At 69.3% G+C, this 17,366-nt stretch carries 12 protein-coding genes; 7 read left to right on the top strand and 5 right to left on the bottom strand.

Going from position 1 to position 17,366, the window contains the following annotated elements; translation table 11 throughout:
• Positions 1–5: 5 nt before the first annotated feature.
• Together C8N38_RS15020 and C8N38_RS15015 are read right to left on the bottom strand one after the other, a co-directional pair.
• Positions 6–476: a DUF2271 domain-containing protein gene (locus tag C8N38_RS15020; RefSeq protein ID WP_108027975.1), complete on the bottom strand. Its 471-nt coding sequence runs from the start codon at positions 474–476 to the stop codon at positions 6–8.
• 32 nt (positions 477–508) lie between these two features.
• Positions 509–928 (bottom strand): hypothetical protein, encoded by a 420-nt coding sequence (locus tag C8N38_RS15015; protein WP_108027974.1) that lies wholly within the window; start codon positions 926–928, stop codon positions 509–511.
• A 145-nt stretch (positions 929–1,073) separates the two neighbouring features.
• On the opposite strand from C8N38_RS15015, the gene C8N38_RS15010 reads away from it, so the two are divergent.
• Both C8N38_RS15010 and C8N38_RS15005 read left to right on the top strand, forming a co-directional pair.
• Positions 1,074–1,733 carry a response regulator transcription factor gene (locus C8N38_RS15010; protein ID WP_108027973.1) on the top strand — a complete coding sequence of 220 codons (660 nt, stop codon included), beginning with the start codon at positions 1,074–1,076 and terminating at the stop codon, positions 1,731–1,733.
• Positions 1,730–3,163: an ATP-binding protein gene (locus C8N38_RS15005; protein ID WP_108027972.1), complete on the top strand. Its 1,434-nt coding sequence runs from the start codon at positions 1,730–1,732 to the stop codon at positions 3,161–3,163. The genes C8N38_RS15010 and C8N38_RS15005 overlap by 4 nt, the downstream gene beginning before the upstream one ends.
• A 27-nt stretch (positions 3,164–3,190) precedes the next feature.
• On the opposite strand, the gene C8N38_RS15000 is transcribed toward C8N38_RS15005, so the two are convergent.
• Positions 3,191–3,889: a FadR/GntR family transcriptional regulator gene (locus C8N38_RS15000; protein WP_108027971.1), complete on the bottom strand. Its 699-nt coding sequence runs from the start codon at positions 3,887–3,889 to the stop codon at positions 3,191–3,193.
• A gap of 143 nt (positions 3,890–4,032) precedes the next feature.
• On the opposite strand from C8N38_RS15000, the gene C8N38_RS14995 reads away from it, so the two are divergent.
• The 4 genes from C8N38_RS14995 to C8N38_RS14980 are packed head-to-tail and all read left to right on the top strand — an operon-like array spanning position 4,033 to position 7,581.
• The gene (locus C8N38_RS14995; protein WP_108027970.1) at positions 4,033–4,827 is read left to right on the top strand and encodes a transporter substrate-binding domain-containing protein; all 795 of its coding nucleotides are present in this window, start codon (positions 4,033–4,035) and stop codon (positions 4,825–4,827) included.
• Between the two features lie 55 nt (positions 4,828–4,882).
• The gene (locus tag C8N38_RS14990; RefSeq protein WP_108027969.1) at positions 4,883–5,554 is read left to right on the top strand and encodes an amino acid ABC transporter permease; all 672 of its coding nucleotides are present in this window, start codon (positions 4,883–4,885) and stop codon (positions 5,552–5,554) included.
• A gap of 1 nt (position 5,555) precedes the next feature.
• Positions 5,556–6,293 (top strand): amino acid ABC transporter ATP-binding protein, encoded by a 738-nt coding sequence (locus tag C8N38_RS14985; protein ID WP_108027968.1) that lies wholly within the window; start codon positions 5,556–5,558, stop codon positions 6,291–6,293.
• Between the two features lie 28 nt (positions 6,294–6,321).
• Positions 6,322–7,581 carry a cysteine desulfurase-like protein gene (locus C8N38_RS14980; RefSeq protein ID WP_245895765.1) on the top strand — a complete coding sequence of 420 codons (1,260 nt, stop codon included), beginning with the start codon at positions 6,322–6,324 and terminating at the stop codon, positions 7,579–7,581.
• 112 nt (positions 7,582–7,693) lie between these two features.
• Here the strand turns inward: C8N38_RS14980 and C8N38_RS14975 are convergent, their stop codons facing one another.
• Complete coding sequence (locus C8N38_RS14975; protein WP_146176292.1) at positions 7,694–13,063, bottom strand: ExeM/NucH family extracellular endonuclease; 5,370 nt, start codon at positions 13,061–13,063, stop codon at positions 7,694–7,696.
• Between the two features lie 132 nt (positions 13,064–13,195).
• Positions 13,196–14,452, bottom strand: a complete 1,257-nt coding sequence (locus tag C8N38_RS14970) for an Hsp70 family protein (RefSeq protein WP_108027967.1) — start codon at positions 14,450–14,452, stop codon at positions 13,196–13,198.
• Between the two features lie 148 nt (positions 14,453–14,600).
• Between C8N38_RS14970 and C8N38_RS14965 the strand changes: the two genes are divergently transcribed.
• Positions 14,601–17,363 carry a S8 family serine peptidase gene (locus tag C8N38_RS14965; protein ID WP_108027966.1) on the top strand — a complete coding sequence of 921 codons (2,763 nt, stop codon included), beginning with the start codon at positions 14,601–14,603 and terminating at the stop codon, positions 17,361–17,363.
• Positions 17,364–17,366: the final 3 nt, after the last annotated feature.

Here is a 17,366-nt window from a genome sequence, read left to right as displayed (position 1 = left end):
TCTCCTCACATCTCGTAGGCGAAGCTGGCGATATAGCCGCGGCCCGCGACCGGCTGGCCCGCGCCCTCGGTGGTCAGGGGCACCACGATCTCGGAGGGGCTGTCGCGCATGTCCTCGACCGCCGCGTCCACATGCAGCTGATAGCCCGCGTCGAAAAGCGCGTCGGCCAGATCGAAACTGACGGTCAGCGTCCGTCCGGCGCCGACGCTGGCGCCGGTGATCCCCGCCACCTCGGCGGCATTGCCGCCGGTGGCGCGGTACCAGTCCGAGAGGCTCTTGTAGTATTTGGCCTTGGCCCCCGCCATCCAGAGCGAGCCCACATAGGCGCCCGAAGCATCGGTGACGTAATAGGCCAGATAGGCGCCGTCACCGCCGTAATTGGCCATCTGGGTGGTGAAGGTCACCTCCTTGGCAAAGGCCAGACCGGGCGCGGTCAGCGCCGTGGTCAGGGCGAGGGCGGAAAGCAGGGTCTTCATGGTCGGATCTCCTTTGGCCGGGCGTGCCGGGATCAGTTGGACTGCGCGCGCGGCGCGGCGCCGTTGTTGAACAAGCCGTTGGCGGGCGGTGCGACGGACCCCGGCGCGGGCTGAGCCTGGGCGCGGGACCGGCCCCCGCGCGAGTCGCAATCGCCCGAGCGGCGCGTCGCGTGCGACCGGTCGCGGCGGCCGCGGTCGTCATCGTCGCGGCCGAAACCGAACCAGCCCCGATCGTCGTCGTCGTCGTCTTCGTCGTCGGCCCAGCGGCCATGGTGCCGGTCGCTGCGGCCGGTGCCCCAGTAGGCCTGACCGCTGCCGTCCTGCTGCGCCATCGGCGCGGACGGGCGCGGACGGATCTGGGTGCCGCCATCGGCCTGGGCGAGTGCGGTCCCGGTCATCCCGAGGGCAAGAATCGCGGCCAGCAGCGGGGCGGATTTGAGGGTCGGTGTCATGGCTTTGTCCCTTTCAGGTGAACCCTTCGATGGGACCGTTTTCCGGCCGACGCCTGATCCGTGCCTGACGCCCGTGCAGTTTCCTCTTCAGCTTCCCGTCAGGGAGGGGGGGCTATAGACTGGCCCCAGCACGAAGGACGAACCGATGCGCATCCTGCTGATCGAGGACGATACGGTGCTGGGGGCCGCGGTGGCCGACCAGCTGCGGGCCGACGGCCATTCCGCCGACTGGGCCAAGCGGCTCGATGCAGCCGACGACACGCTGGCGGTCGGCGCCTTCGATCTGGTGCTGCTGGACCTGATGCTGCCCGACGGGCGCGGCATTCCCTTCCTGCGCCGGATGCGGGCACGGGGCGACGCGACGCCGGTCATCATCCTGACTGCGCTCGACCAGGTGTCGGACCGGATCGAGGGGCTGAACGCGGGCGCCGACGACTACATGGTGAAACCCTTCGATCTGGACGAGCTGTCGGCCCGGATCGGGTCGGTCGCCCGGCGCTATGCGGGCAACCCCAACCCGCTGATCCATCTGGGGCCGCTGGAAATCGACCTGGCCGCCAAGGCGGTGCGCCGAGACGGCCGCCCGGTGACGCTGACCCATCGCGAATGGGCGCTGTTCGAGGCCTTCGTGCAGGCGCCTGGGCGGCTTTTGTCCAAGGCGCAGCTTGAGGAGCGGCTTTATTCCTTCGACGACAGCATCGAAAGCAACACCATCGAGGTGCATGTCAGCCGGTTGCGCAAGAAGCTCGGCCGCAGCGTGATCGACACCGAGCGCGGGCTCGGCTACCGGCTGGGCAACCCGTGAGGGGACCGCGTTCGCTGCAGGGACGGCTGGCGCTGGCGGTGGGGCTGGCGGTGACCGTACTGTGGATCGCCGCGGCGGGCGCCACGCTGCGCGAGCTGAGCCACGAGATGGACGAGGTCTTCGACGGCGCCCTGCGCGATGCGGCGCACCGGCTGCTGCCGCTGGCGGTGCGCGCCCATGAGGGGCGCGACCGGGGGCTGGCGCTGGGGCCGCTCGTCCGGGGCGAGCGGGACGGACATCGCCGCAAGGATGACGATGACGACGACCGGCACGAGGGCCGCCGCAACCGGCATGCCGAGGAATGGTCCGAACGCATCCGGCAGTTCAACGGCGATGTCGAGGATCTGAGCTATGTCGTGCGCGACGGCGACGGCTCGATCCTGCTGATCTCCGAGGATGCCGAACCGGAGGACTTTCCGCCGTTCCGGCGCGAGGGCTTCAGCCGCACCGCGACCCACCGCCTGTTCTACGAATCCGCGCGCGACGAGGACGTGACCATCGCCGTGGCGGAACCCCTGTCGCGCCGCAGGCACATGGCGCGCGAGATGGCAACGAACCTCGCCATGCCGCTGGCGGTGGTGATCCCGCTCAGCCTGCTGGCCATCGTGATTGCGGTGGGCACCAGCCTGCGCCCGGTGCGCAGCCTTCGCCAGCAGCTGGCGGAACGCGGCTCGCGCAATCTCTCGGCGCTGGGCGATGGCGGCCTGCCGACCGAGCTGCGCCCCATTGTCGGCAGCATCAACGACCTGCTGTCCCGCCTGCGCGCCGCCTTCGAGGCCGAACGCAGCTTTGCCGCCAATGCCGCGCACGAGCTGCGCACGCCGGTCGCGGGGGCCATAGCCCAGGCCCAGCGGCTGCGCGCCGAAACCGCCGACCGAAGCGCCGCGGCCCGCGCCGCCGAGATCGAGACCACCCTGAAACGGCTGAACAGCCTGTCCGAAAAGCTGATGCAGCTGGCCCGCGCCGAGGGCGCGCGGCTGCGGGTGGCCGAACCCTCGGACCTGCGCGCGGTGCTGCGGATCGTGGCGGGCGATCTCGAACGGCTGGGCTCGGCCGGGCGCATCGCCCTGACGATGCCCGAGACGCCGGTGTTGTCCGACCTCGACCCCGACGCCTTCGGCATCCTCTGCCGCAACCTGATCGAGAACGCGCTGAAACACGGCGCCGCGGACGAGCCGGTCGAGGTCGCGCTGAGTCCGGGCGGCGTGCTGTCGGTCGCCAATGGCGGCGCGCCGGTCCCGCCCGAGGATCTGGCGCGGCTGACCGCGCGCTTTGCCCGCTCGAATGGCGGGGCCGAGGGCGCGGGGCTGGGGCTTGCCATCGTGCGCACCATCGCCGACCGCGCCGCGGGGCGGATTGACCTCCTGTCGCCGCGCCCCGGCAGGTCAAACGGGTTCGAGGCGCGGTTCACCCTGCCCGCCCGGTTCTGAGCGGCGCGCGCAGGCTCAGGCGAGACCTCAGGCCAGAACGATCCCGGCGCTGCTGGCGGTGTTGCGGATATGGGCACCCATCGCCGCCGCGCTGCCCGCCCCGTCGCCCGCCCGCAGCGCGGCGATGATCTGGCGGTGTTCGGCGATCGACTGCGCCATGCGGTCGCGGGCGGTGTTGGGAATCGGCTGGCGCTGGCTTTCGGTCAGGAGGCTCTGCACCGACTGGTACAGCCGCCACAGCATCCGGTTCGGGCAGGCCCGGGCGATGGTTTCGTGCAGCCGCAGGTCGGCCTCGACATGGGCCACCAGATCGCCCTGGCTCCAGGCGCGTTCGAAGGTCGCGTTGGCATGCTCCAGTGCGTCGAGATCGGCCGCGCCCAGATGCCCGGCCGCCAGCCGACACAGCTCGGTCTCGATCAGCAGGCGCGACTGGAACACGTCGCCGATGCTGAACGCGCCGTCATAGCGCCAGGGCGCGGGCAGGCGCTCGTCGTCCTCGGGGTCGACCACGAAGGTGCCGCGCGCGGGCAGCGTACGCACCAGACCCAGCGTCTCGAGCGTCAGAAGCGCCTCGCGCAACGTCGGGCGCGACACCCTCAGCCGCTCGGACAACACTCGCTGCGACGGCATCTTCTCGCCGTGCTTCAACTCGCCCGACCGGATCATCTCTTGCAGATGCCGCGCCGTGGCCTGCGCGACCGGCACCTTGTCGTCATGGGAAATCATCGCATCCTCCCGTCCGGCCATCCTATCGCCCGCGCCGCAAGGTCCGCAACTTGGGCTCTTGCATTCGGACCGGCCTCATGGTCCCATACTGGTCCGACCGGTTTGTCCGGTCAATCCAGAATCATAACCAACGGGGATCGACAATGACCAAGACAGGGATGACCGCCGCCGCGCTCGGGCTGGCGGTTCTGGCAGGCGGGGCTGTGCCCGCGGCGGCGCAGGACACGCTGACCGTCGGCGCCAATATCGGCAACGTGCCGTGGGAGTTTCAGGACGAGACCGGCGCCTTCGTGGGCTTCGAGGTCGACCTGGTGAATGCCGTCGCCGAAAAGCTGGGCGCCGAGGTCGAGATCGTGAACATCCCGTTCAACGGGCTTTTCTCGGCGGTCCAGTCGGGCCGGATCGACATCGCCATGTCCTCGATCACCATCACCGACGAGCGGCTGGAATCGGTCACCTTCGCCCAGCCCTATTATGACAGCGACCAGTCGCTGACCGTCGTCGCGGGCGGCCCGGCCTCGCTGGACGAGATGTCGGGCAAGACCGTCGGCGTCGATACCGGCTCGACCGGCGACATGTGGGCGACCGAACACAGCGCCGAATACGGCTTTGGCGACATCCGCCGCTACGAAGGTCTTGCGCCCGCCATGCTGGACCTGACCGCGGGCCGGATCGACGGCTATATCTCGGACATTCCGGCGCTGCTTTACTACGTCAAGGACAAGCCCAACCTCGAGGTCGTCCAGCGCATCGAGACCGGCGAGAAATACTCGATGATGTTCGCCAAGGACGCGCCGCTGGCCCAGACCGTGAACGACGCGATCACCGCGCTGAAGGACGAGGGCGCCATCGCCGCGCTGCACGAGAAATGGTTCGGCAAGGCGCCGGAGGACACCACCTCGACCGTGCGCGTCCTGCCGATGCCGTCGCTCGACTGACCGGAGACCGGGGCCGCGCCACCGCCGCGCGGCCCCCTTCCAGGGAAAGGCCCCCATGGGAATCGTCGAGACCTTCCTGAACGCCGAGGTGTTCGTCCGGACCTGGCCGCTGCTGGTCAAGGGACTCTGGGTGACGCTGCAGCTCGGCGCGTCGAGCATCCTTGCCGGGCTGGTTCTGGGCCTCGGCCTGTCGATGGTCCGGCTTTACGCGCTGTGGCCGCTGCGGTTTCTGGCCCGGATCTATATCGACGTCTTCCGCTCGATCCCGGTGCTGGTGCTGTTGATCGTCGTCTATTACGCGCTGCCCTTCGTCGGCATCCGGCTGTCGCCCTTCGTGTCGGCCATGACCGCGCTGTCGCTGGTTTCGGGCGCCTATACTGCCGAGATCTTTCGAGCCGGGATCGAGGCGATCCCGCGCGGCCAGTTCGAGGCCTCGGCCGCGCTGGGTCTGACCGCGCGCCAGACCATGATCGACGTGATCCTGCCACAGGCGATCCGGGTGGTGATCCCGCCCCTGACCAACAACTCGATCAACGTCGTCAAGGACACCGCCCTGGCCTCGGTGGTGGCGATGCCCGACCTGCTGAAACAGGCGACCCAGGCTCAGGCGCTGGCCGCCAACCCGACCCCGCTGATCGGCGCCGCGCTGATCTATCTGGCCTTCCTCTGGCCGCTGGTGGCGCTGGTCACCCGGATGGAGCGCCGCTTCGGCGCGAGGAGGCGTTGAGATGTCCGGCTTTGTGAGCATCCGCAACCTGCGCAAGTTCTACGGCGATTTCGAGGTGCTGAAGGGCATCGATCTGGAAATCGAGAAGGGCGAGGTCGTCTGCGTGATCGGCCCCTCGGGGTCCGGCAAGTCGACCCTGATCCGCTGCATCAACCGGCTGGAGGACTTTTCCGAGGACAGCGCGATCCTTGTGGACGGGATCCATGTGACGCCCGGCCGGTCGCTCGCCCGGGTCCGGGCCGAGGTCGGGATGGTGTTCCAGTCCTTCAACCTCTTTCCCCATCTGACGGTGCGCGAGAACGTCATGCTGGCGCCGCGCCGGGTCCGCCGCACCCCCCGCGCCGCGGCCCGCGCGCAGGCCGACCGGCTGCTGGCCCGGGTCGGCATCGCCGAGCAGGCCGACAAATATCCCGAGCTTCTGTCGGGCGGCCAGCAGCAGCGCGTGGCCATCGCCCGCGCGCTGGCGATGGAGCCGCAGGTGCTTTTGTTCGACGAACCCACTTCGGCGCTCGACCCCGAGATGGTGGGCGAGGTGCTGGACGTCATGCGCGCGCTGGCCGGGACCGGCGTGACTATGGTGATCGTGACCCACGAGATGGGCTTTGCCTCGCAGGTCGCCGACCGGGTGATCTTCATGGATGGCGGCCGCGTGCTCGAGGTCGGGCCGCCCGATCAGGTGCTGGGCGCCCCGCAGGAGCCCCGGACCCGGAATTTCCTCAGCGCTGTGCTGAACCACTGACGCGATCTTCTACCGACAAGGACAGACGATGACCGAACCGACCGACCCGCTCGACATGGCGTTCGTGCAAAGCCAGTTTCCCGGCCTGCGCGACGACTGGGTGTTCTTCGACAATGCCGGGGGCGCGCAGACCGTGCGCGGCGCCATCGACCGGGTGACCGAGTTCCTGACCCATCGCAACGTGCAGATCGGCGGCAGCTATCAGGTCTCGCTCGACGCCGCCGAGGCGCTGATGCGCGGGCGCCGGGCGGCGGCGACGCTGGTCAATGCGGCCCGCCCCGAAGAGATCGTCTTCGGCCCCTCGACCACAGTGCTGATGCAGACGCTTGCCGCCGCGATGCGTAGCCAGTTCCGGCCCGGCGACGAGATCGTCGTGACCATGGCCGACCATGAAAGCAATATCGGCCCGTGGATGCGGCTGCGCGAATTCGGGGTCGAGGTCAGGATCTGGCCGCTCGACCCCGAGACCTGCGAGTTGAACCTCGAGGATCTCGCGCCGCTGATGTCCGACCGGACGCGGCTGGTTTGCGTCACCCATGTCTCGAACATCCTCGGCCATATCACCCCGGTGGCCCGGATCGCGCGGTTCGTCCATGACCATGGCGCGCAGATCGTCGTCGATGCCGTCGCCTATGCGCCGCACCGGCTGATCGACGTGCAGGGCTGGGATGTCGATTACTACGTCTTCAGCCTGTACAAGACCTACGGGCCGCATACCGCGATCATGTATGGCAAGTACGACCTGCTGCTGCGGCTCGACGGGCTTTATCACTACTTCTACGGCAAGGACAAAGTCCCCGGCAAACTCGAACCCGGCAACCCCAATTACGAGCTCGCCTACAGCACCGAAGGGGTGGTCGAGTATCTGGCGGCGCTGGGCACCCGCGCCGGGGCGGCCGCCGATGCCAGCCTGCGCGACCGGGTGGCCGCCGGGTTCGACGCCATTGCGCGCCACGAGGCCCTGCTGACAGACCGGCTGCTGTCCTGGCTGAACGCCCGCAACGACTGCCGGGTGATCGGCCCCGCCCAAACGGGTGACGCGGCGCGGGTGCCGACCGTGTCCTTCCGCTTCGACGGGCTCGATTCGGCGGCGATGACGCGGGCGATGGACGGCTACGGCATCGCCATCCGCCATGGCGATTTCCACGCCCGGCGGCTGGTCGAGGCGCTGGGGGAAACCGGCGATGGCGGTGTGCTGCGGGTGTCGATGGTGCATTACAACACGCTGGCCGAGGTCGACCGCCTGACCGCCGCCCTGGCCGAGATCGTTCAGGCCGCCGCGGCCTGAACCGCAAGCGCTTCGGCAGCGTCCGCCGGTCCTGCGGCCCACCCCCGGGCCGCGCGGCGCGGCCTGCCGAAAAGACCCGGGCCGGAGGAGTTTCCCCCGGCCCGGGCAAGGTTCAGGCGCCCATGAACGTGTAATCGTGCATGAAGTCGATATTCGCCGCCGTCACGCCGCTGCCCCGGACATAGATCGCGTCGTCCTGGCCCAGCGGGTCATCGAGATAGACCACGACGTTGGTTCCGGACTGGACGATCCCGGCGATCTCGACCCCCTGGCCCAGCGCGATCCGGTCGACCCCGACTTCGTAGTCCAGCACGACGTCGCGCTCGCGGCTGCCGTTCAGCGCCTCGTCGCCGAAGTAGAAGAGATCGGCCCCGGCCCCGCCCAGCATGGTTTCGTAGAAGCCCGCGCCCGAGACCACCAGATCGTCGCCATCGGTGCCCGTCAGACGATCATTGCCGTCGGTTCCCGCCACCAGCGTCAGCGCCGGGGCGTCGATCACCGTATCCTCGCGGTAGTTGAGGTTCTGGATCCGCTCGTCGCCCTCGGCCCCGGTATCGGCCAGATCGAAGGCGCTGTCGGCATCGCCATAATTGGCGGCCAGGTATTCGGCCAGCGCATCCTGTTCGGTGCCGTCGGCGGCGAAGGTGGCAACCCCCGACAGGGTGCCGTCCGCGGTGCCGTCGCCGTCGAGATCGGCCAGATCGACCCGGTCGGTATAGGCCGCCTCCTGCGGGAAGGGATAGCCGTCGCCGCCATCGGCCATGAAATTCAGCGTCACGACCCGGACCAGCCCGTCGGCATCGCCCACCAGTTCGCCGTCGCGCACCAGCACGTCGAGGTCGTTGCCATTGGCATCGGTGATCGCGGCCGAAACGATGCGGCTGCCCGCCGGCAGATCGGGATCGAAGCTGAACTGCACGCCCGAGACCTGCGGGAACTGGCCCGCCGCCGAGGGTGCCGCGGCGACCCCGTGTTCAAGGATCGCGACCAGATCGGCCCGGGTGACCGTGACCAGCGACAGCGCGTTGTTGAAGGCCAGCGTCGCCTTGATGTCGGTCTCGCTGATGCCGCCCTCGGGTTTGACGATTTCGCCGTCCGCATCGACGATCTCGCCATTGGCCTGACGCACGTAGTCTGTGCCGCCCGCGGGCACCACGGTCTCGCCGATCGAGGCGCGGATGCCGCCGCCGTTCTTGATCGAGACCAGCACCCCGTCATCGACCGCCCGGGCCGCCGCAAGGTTGGCATCGGCGGTCAGGTCGCCCAGGTTGGTTTCCTGGGTGCGAACCCCGTCAGTGTCGCCCGCCGCGCCGGTGCCCGACCGGTTGCCGTTCAGGAACACCTCGGAAATGCCGAAGACATTGCCCTCGGTCGCCACAATCTGCGCGCCGATGGCATCGGCAATCGCCTGGATCTCGGGATCGACGAGGTCTTCGGCGCCCAGATCCGCCACGCCCTGATCGTCGGTCGCATAGGCGCCCGAAACCTCGGCATCGTAGCTGTCGGCCAGGATGTGCCCGTCCTCGTCGAAGTCGATCACCAGCCGGCCGACATATTTGTAGGACCCGTCCGTGTTGACCACCGCGACGGTGTTGCCATCGGCGTCGGTGACGAATTGCGGATAGGTGCCCTGCGCCGCGTCGTCATCGCGCAGCCGGTCGGTCTCGTCCGCCAGCAGCGTGTTCGACCCGCCCGCCAAGATCACATCGACATCCGACAGCCGCGAGGCCAGCGCCAGCTCGATCCCGAGGATCTGCATATGCGCCATCAGGATGACCTTGTTCATCCCAGGATTGGCGGCCAGCACCGCATCGACCTCGGCCTGAATGACCGCGGCCAGCGCGTCAAGCTCGGCCTCGGTCGGTTGCGTGCCCTCCCAGTCGGGCGAGATCGTCACGCCGCCCGGGCTCGAGATCCGGCCCAGCGTCGGCGTGGTCGCGCCCACGATCCCGATCAGGTCGCCATTGACGTCGAGAACGGTCGACGAGGTGATCGAATTGCCCTGCGGCGCCTGCCCGCCCGCCGCCGTAAGCGGGGCGAGGTTCGCATCGGTCGAGACGTCGAGATTGGCCGAGAGATAGGGGAAGAGGGTGCCGGTGAAGTCCTGCCCGGCCAGCGCGGACCCCGTCAGCGCCGAGAAATCGCCCGCCGCGCCGCCCGAGATCAGACCGGCCAGCACCGCCGTGCCCTTGTCGAATTCATGGTTGCCCAACGCGATGGCGTCGAAGCCCAGCTCGTTCTGGATCTGGATATCGGCGATCCCGCCCGACCCGAAGACCGCGGCCGAGGCTTCGAAGAAGACGCCCGGGATGAAGGCGTCGCCGGAGCTCAGCCGGATGGTGTTGTCGCCAAGCCCGTCATTGCCCAGATCCTGCGCCTCAAGCGCGTTCATCACCGCCGAGAGGTTCGGCGCCGCCTTCACGGACGAGGCGCTGCCCTCCTGGTCCGAGACATGCAGGATTTCCAGCGTGAAGATGCGGGGCGCGCTTTGCAGATCGAGCCCGACCACCACCGGATCGTGATCCGAGGCGCGGTAGGGATCGGCGGTGTAAAGCGACCCGTCGCGGCCGTAATCGAGGTTGTAGTCGAGCGCATCGGCCTCGTCGGCATTGATGTTCCAGATCGTGGCGCCGGTCACCTGGCCCGCAAGGCTGCCGCTGGCCAGCGCATGATCAAGCGAGCCGGTCATGCCGTCGAAGACATAGGAATAGCCGTCGGGATCGTATTGCGTGACGACGTTGACAAAGTCGTCCGCGGTGCCCGCGATGTCATCGGCGCCCGCCTCGATGGCCTTGACCGGGTCTTCTTTCGTGTAGGCGTTCAGATCGCCGATGATCAGGACATCCGGGTCGCCCGAGCCGGTCGGATCAGAGGCCAGCCAGTCGGCCAGCGCCTTGGCGGCCTCGGTCCGGGTTGCGTTATTGGCACCCTGCCCATCGCCAATATCCTCGTCGCCCGGCAGAACCGAGCCCTTGGATTTCAGATGGGTCACGACGGCGGTGAAGCTTTCGCCGCTGGCGGTTTCGGTGAAGGTCTGGGCCAGCGCCGGGCGCTGTACGCCCTCGGTCGCAAAGCGGCTGTCGACGGTTTCGTCGAGGATCGCGAAATCGCCGGTCAGCGACACGGTCTCGGTGTTGTAGAGGAAGCCCACCTTGATCGCGTCGCCCTCGACCGGGCCGCCCATCGCGCCCTCGATCGGGCCGGTATCGACATAGGCATAGCTGCAGCCCTCGGCATTCAGCGCCGCCACCAGCGCGGCCAGCGAGGTCGAGCCCAGCGGGTCGTTCTCGATCTCGATCAGGCCCACCACATCGGCCGCCACCGCCTTGATCGCGGCCACCAGCTTGGCCTCCTGGCGGTCGAACTCGGTCAGCCCGTCATAGGAGAACGCATTCGCGCCGCGCGGCTCTTCATCCCCCCCAGGCCCGGTATTGTAAGGGCCGTTGTTGCTGCCGGGATTGGTGTCGATGGTGGTGAAGTAGTTCAGCACGTTGAAGGACGCGACGGTCAGGCTGCCGCCCACATCCTCGGGGGCATCGCTCCGCGGATTGGTGGCGGTCAATTCGCCCGCCTGCGGCAGGTGGATGCGGTATTCGGGCTCTTCCGAACTCGAGGCGCTGTCCTCGGAATAGCTGAGAACCCCGGTCAGCCCGGTATAGACATCGCCCATCCGGATCACGTCGCCGCCATCCAGCGTGCCGTCCTCGCCGAGGAAGGGCACCAGAATCTCGGCCGGGTTCTGCGCGTCCGACCCGTCATCGAGCACCAGCGACCGCGCCGCCACCTCCTTCAGATAGGCGGCATAACCCTCGACGCCGGGCTCGAAGATCTCGGTATAGGTGACCAACTGGCCCTCCGAGCTGATCCGGATCGTGCCGAACCGGTCCAGCTGGAACATCTCGGTCACGCTCATCTCTTCGGGAATGGTGACCAGCATGCCCTCATAAGCCTCGAGATTGGCGACATAGTCGCCATCGGCATCGACCAGCACCGTCGCGGTGGGGAACGCGATGACCGTGGCCTCGGGCAGCGCGGCCGTGCCGTCGACCGCTACAGTGTCGGCATTGATCCGGGTCTCGCCGCCGGTTTCGGCGACGATGCCCTCGACCGTCACCAGATCGCCCGGCGCAACCGCCAGCGTCGAGGCAACGAAGATCCCTTCCGAGGTCTTCGCATTGCCATCGGCATCGCTGTCCTCTTCCTGGATATAGAAGCCGCCGAGCCCCGGCATGACCTGGGTCACGACCGCCTGCACCCGGACCGCCGCGCCCAGCATCGGGCTTTCGTCGGCGGCTCCGGCGACGCCGACCAGCGTGCCGTCGGCCAGGTCGGTTTCGCCCTGAATGTCGTGGATGAAGACATCGGCATAGTCCCCGCCGACCTCGCGCGTGGCGGCGGTGGGGGTGTTGGCCGGGCCAAGGTTGAAATCGGCCAGCACGAAATCGGCCGCGCTGTCGGTATCGACACCGTCCTCGGCACGGCGCGCGCCCGCGGGCAGGAAGCTGCCATCGGGACCGACGACCGGCGCGCCGAAGGCAAAGGACCCCGCGCCCTCGCCATCGGTCACGCCGAGGCTGTCGATCACGGTTTCCATGCCGGTGACGCTGGTGCCCGACAGCGAGGCGGTCTCGACCAGGGCCAGAGTGTAGCTGGAGTTTTCGATGGTGTTGGTCGCGATCACCAGATCGGGCGTCACGCCATAGGCCTGCGCGACCGACGCGGTGCCGACCAGGAAGAACCCGTTGGTGCCCAGCGTGTCCCCCGCGCCAAAGTCGATCCGGGCGTCGATATGGCCGTTATCCGACTGAGCGTCGCTTTCGACCACGATCAGGCTCAGCCCCGCCAGCGACTGGCCGGGCGTGCCGTAAAGCTCGACATATTCGACATCGGTGCCGGTGGTGCTGCCCAGCACCTCGTTGATCACCAGCGCCTGCGCGGCGGCGCCGTAACCGGCCAGCGGCACCGGCGCGGCGGCCGAGGCATTGGCGGTCGCGTCGTCCAGCGCGTCGGCGCCCGAATAGGTCCAGTCGGCGGGGTCGAAGACCGGGCTCGGGCCGGTGCCCGGATTGCGCGCGGCCCAGCCGTCGCGATAGTCCCAGACGGTGCCGGAGCCCGAGGCGTCGGGCGTGCCGAAGGTATCGACCACGGTGCCGTTCAGGAACAGCTCGATCGCATCGTCGCCGTTGATCGAGGCCGCGGTGGCCGAGACGAAGTCCGGGGCAAAGCCGAAGAAGGCCGCGAAGCCGGTCGATTCGGTGGCCAGGTAAAGATAGCTGCCCGCCTGCACCGAAACGGGGGGAAACCCGAATTCCTGCCCGTCCGTACCGCCGCCATTATTGGCCGAGCCAAGCCCGTAGACCGACAGGTCGGCAATGTCTTCAAGGGCATAAAGCTCGATGGCCTTGGGAAGCCCGCCGCTCAGCGGGCCGTCGACGATGGCGGTCAGCACAAGACCGGACCCGGTCGATGCGAGTTCAGGCATGGTGAATTCTCCCCGTTGCGAGGACCGCCCCCCGCGGCCCCCTGCGCGCCCCCTTTGCGGAGCCGTGGCCAGCCCTAGCAGCGCCACATGACGGGAATGAGAAGGTTAACGCCCGGCGAAAACGCCGCCGCGTCAGATATCGGCGGTGGCCAGGGCCAGCCCGTCGACGACAGCGGTAAAGGCCTCGGACCGGCGCAGCGCGGCGCCGGGACAGACCGCGCGGGCCTCGGCCTCGATCAGGCCCATCAAACTCGAGCCGCCGACCAGCACCACCGCGCCGATCCGGTCGGGGCGCGCCTGGGCCAGCATCAGGGTTTCATAGATCGCCATCCTGAGCGGCTCGCGGTACGGCGCGAGCGCCGCGTTCAGCGAGCCCGCCGTGATCGGGGCGCCAAGGCCGCGTTCGATCCGGTCCATCTCGATCCGCGCCGCCGCGCCGCCGCCATTGGCCGCGATCTTGCCCGCCTCGACCGCGAAGGCCAGTTCGTGACCCAGCCGCGCGCCGATCACATGGCCAAGCCGCCCCATCGCTGGCGCGTCGACCGCGTGGCGTTCCATGTCGGCCACCGCCCGTTCGGTCTCGCGCGTGTACAGGAAGGGGATCATCGCCCAGGTCGACAGATCGACATAGATCGCCTTCGGCACCGGCAGCAGCCCCTCGCCGAGACTGCGGCGCAGCTCGCCGCCAAGCCCCAGAAGAGGCATCGCATGGGCCATCGAGACGGCATGGTCGAAATCGGTGCCGCCAAGCCGGATACCGTGGCTGGCGAGGATCTCGATGCCGCCGGGGGCCGCGCGGAAGACCGAGAAATCCGAGGTGCCGCCGCCGATATCGACGATCAGCCCCAGAGCGTCCGCCCGGGCATCGGCGCTGGCGGCCAGCGCGGCAGCCTCGGGCTCGAAGCGGAAGCCCACCTCGCGAAAGCCCGCCGCCTCGTAACAACCGCGCAGATCTGCCTCGGCGGCGGCGTCGCGGACCGGATCGGCGCTGTGGAAATGCACCGGGCGGCCCGACAGGACCCGGTCGAAGCGGGTGCCCGCATCGGCCTCGGCGCGGGTCTTCAGTTCGGCCAGAAAGGCGGTGACGATCTCGGCCAGCGTCCGCCGCTTGCCGCCGATCGGGCGCGCCTCGTGGAAAAGCGGCGTGCCCAGAACGCTTTTAAGCGCGCGCATATAGCGGCCTTCGTCGCCCGCGATCAGCGCCTCGGCGGCGGCCAAACCGATCCGCATCGCCGACCGGTCCTCGGGGAAGAAGACGGCGGTGGGCAGGGTCTCGGCACCGGGCTCGATGGCCAGCCTCTGCACCTTGCCCCCGGCCAGCATCGCCGCGGCCGAGTTCGAGGTTCCGAAGTCGATGGCAAGCGGGGCGGGGGCAAGCGGGGCGGACATGGCGGGACTCCCTGACGCAAGAAGCCTGCCGAGCTAGCGGAAACCGCGCAGCGGCGCAAGGGGCGGCACCCGCCGCCCGAGGCCAGTCTTGGTTTTTGAGGCGTTCGCGCGCATACTTTCCGAAGGGGATTTTAGGGGGGCTTTTTTGATGACGCTTGAATTGCTTGTTGCCGCACAATCGGTCGCGGCACCCGAGGCCGAGCCCGGCCTGCCGCCGGACCGGCTAAGGTTCACCCTGGAATACGCCTCGGCGCCCGATTGCGAGGCCCAGCGCGCGCGCCTCGCGGGGATGCTTGGCGGCGATCGCTTCAGCCTCGACCCGCTCGACCCGCTGCTGCCGCAGTTTCTGGTGCTGCAGTTTCCCGGTGTCCGGCGGCGGGTCTCGCCCGAGGCCCTGTTCGACGCGGCCGACACGCTGGTCGAAGAGATGCAGCTGGTTTCGGCGGTGCCCGACATCCGCGCCAGCTTCGTCGGGGCGCCCGAGGACCCCGAGCGGGTCGAAAGCGTGGCCGATGCCTTTCTCACCCTCACCTGCTGGGTGGCGAAGGACGAGGCGCTGCCTGACGACTGGGCGGTAAGCGCGATCAACGTCAAGCCGGTCTGGGCGCGTGGCATCACCGGGCAGGGCATGCTGGTGGCCCAGCCCGATACCGGGGTCGCCGACCATCCCGAACTTGCGGGCGCGCTGGATCTAAGCCGCGCCTGGAACACGCTGACCGGCACCGCCGACCCGACCGATCCGCTGTCGACGGCCATGGGCAATCCGGGCCATGGCACCGCGACCTCCTCGACCGTGGCCAGCCGCGCGGCGGGCCGGGTATTCGGCGCCGCGCCGGGGGCGAAGGTGGCGCCGATCCGCTGTCTCGACGCGGTGGTTCTGGGGCTCGACCCGACGCCGGTCGCCAAGGCGATCCTGCATGCAGTGCATGCGGGCGCCGACGTGATCTCGATGTCGCTGGGCGGCGCGCTTTATTCCCCGGCGATGGCGGCGGCGCTGCGGACGGCCGCGCAGGCCGGGATCGTGATCGTCTCGGCGGCAGGCAATTGCGTGCAGCCGATCGTGGTCTATCCCGCGCGCGACCCAAACGTGGTGGGCATGGCCGGGACCAACCATCTGGACAAGCCCTGGAAGGGCACCAGCCGCGGCCGCCAGGTGGCTGCCGCCGCCCCGGCCGAGAATGTCCGCGTCGCGCGCCGCAAGCCCGGCGACAACGGCCAGGGCACGACCGAGCCCAGTCAGGGCACCTCGTTCGCGACCGCGCTGACGGCGGGCGTGGCCGCGCTCTGGGTCCAGCATCTGGGGCGCCAGAAGGTCAGGGACGAGGCCGCGCGGGTGGGCATCACCGTCACCGACCTCTTCCGCACGGCTCTGAAGGCGACGGCACGGCGGCCCGCGGGCTGGCCGCAAGGCATGGGGGCGGGGATCGTCGATGCCGACGCGCTTCTGCGGCTCGACCTGTCGCGCATCAGCCCGCTCGCGGCGCCCGAATCCGCGCCCCCGACCGAGGACGATGCGATCCTCGCCGCGCTGGAGGACAGCTTTGACGCCATCGAGATGGGCGACGGCGACTGGCCCCGGGTCGGCACCGAGGCGGTCTATCTGCTGAACGATGCCTGGCTGCGCGAGAACCGGGCGGCGGGCGTCGCGGTCGAGACCACGGCGAGCCCACGCCCCAGCGCCGGGCTTGTGCGCCACATGCCCGAGCCGGTGATGCGCGGGCTGGCCGCGCGGTCCGATGCGGGCGCCTTCACGCCGCCGCTGATCGCGGCGACCGGCCCCTCGGCGCAATACGCGAAGCTGCTGGCGGCAGGCCAGCCCGGCACCGCGGAATCGAGCGCGAACCTGACCGAACCCGAGGCCCGGGCGCGCCTTGCGGGCGAGGGCGCGGGGCGGCTGATGGCGCGCACCCGCGCCAGTCTCGACCGGCTGCAGGCCACCGGGCTTGGCGACCGCGACGCGCAGGCCCGGATGCTGGAAGGCGCCGAAGAGGTGATCCGCATGGCGGCCGAGAACCGGCTGGACGAGCTGGACCTGCCCGGCCGCATCACGCTCGAGGCGCTTGTGCAGATCCAGGACCGCCCCGCCTTCCGGGTAATCGACGGCAGCGTCGATACCGACGATCCGCTGGCGGGCGACTGGGCGCCCTTCCTGGGGCTGGTGGTCAACCTGCCGGACTGGACCCGGTCGGTTGGGCGGATCGACCTCGACGGCACCCATATCGGCACCGGCTTCCTGATCGGCGGCGGCCGGGTGATGACCAACCGCCATGTGCTGGAAGCCTGCGCCGACGAGATCGCCGGTCCCGGCGGCAGTCTCTGGCGGCTGGGCCGCGGGGCCGTCACCATCGACTTTTCCGAAACCGCCGATGGCAGCCAGCGCCACGCGCTGACCGGCGTCGTCATGGCCGGGCCCGATCCGATCAACGGGGTCGAGCGGCTGGGCCATCTGGACATGGCGCTGCTGAGCCTCGACGCGACCGCCCCGGGCCTGCCGCGCGCGCTGCCGCTGGCGCGGCAGATGGACGAGGCGGCCGACATGGTGGTGATCGGCTATCCCGCCCGGCCGGGCCGGTCGGCCTTTGTGGACCCTGCGACCGGCGCGGTCAGCCGCGAGATCGGCAATCGGCTGCGCGAGATCTTCGGCACCGATTACGGTCGCAAATACGTGGCTCCGGGCCGGATCATCCAGGGGCCGGGCATGCTGCCGGGCGACAGCGAGGGCTGGGCCGCCAGCCATGACTGCACCACGCTCGGCGGCAATTCGGGCTCGGTGCTGGTGCAGTTCACCGCGACGCCCTCGGTCGCGGGGCTGCATTTCAGCGGCGCGCCGCTGACCGCCAACAAGGCCCATGCGCTGGGGCGGGTGGACCAGAGCCACCTTGGGCCGATCCCCGGCGCCGCCTGGATCTGACCG

The sequence above is a fragment of the Rhodovulum kholense genome (assembly GCF_003053725.1).
GTDB classification, from domain to species: Bacteria; Pseudomonadota; Alphaproteobacteria; order Rhodobacterales; family Rhodobacteraceae; genus Rhodovulum; species Rhodovulum kholense.
The sequence above is the reverse complement of the archived record's forward strand: the minus strand, read 5'-3'. Positions and strand labels throughout refer to the sequence as shown.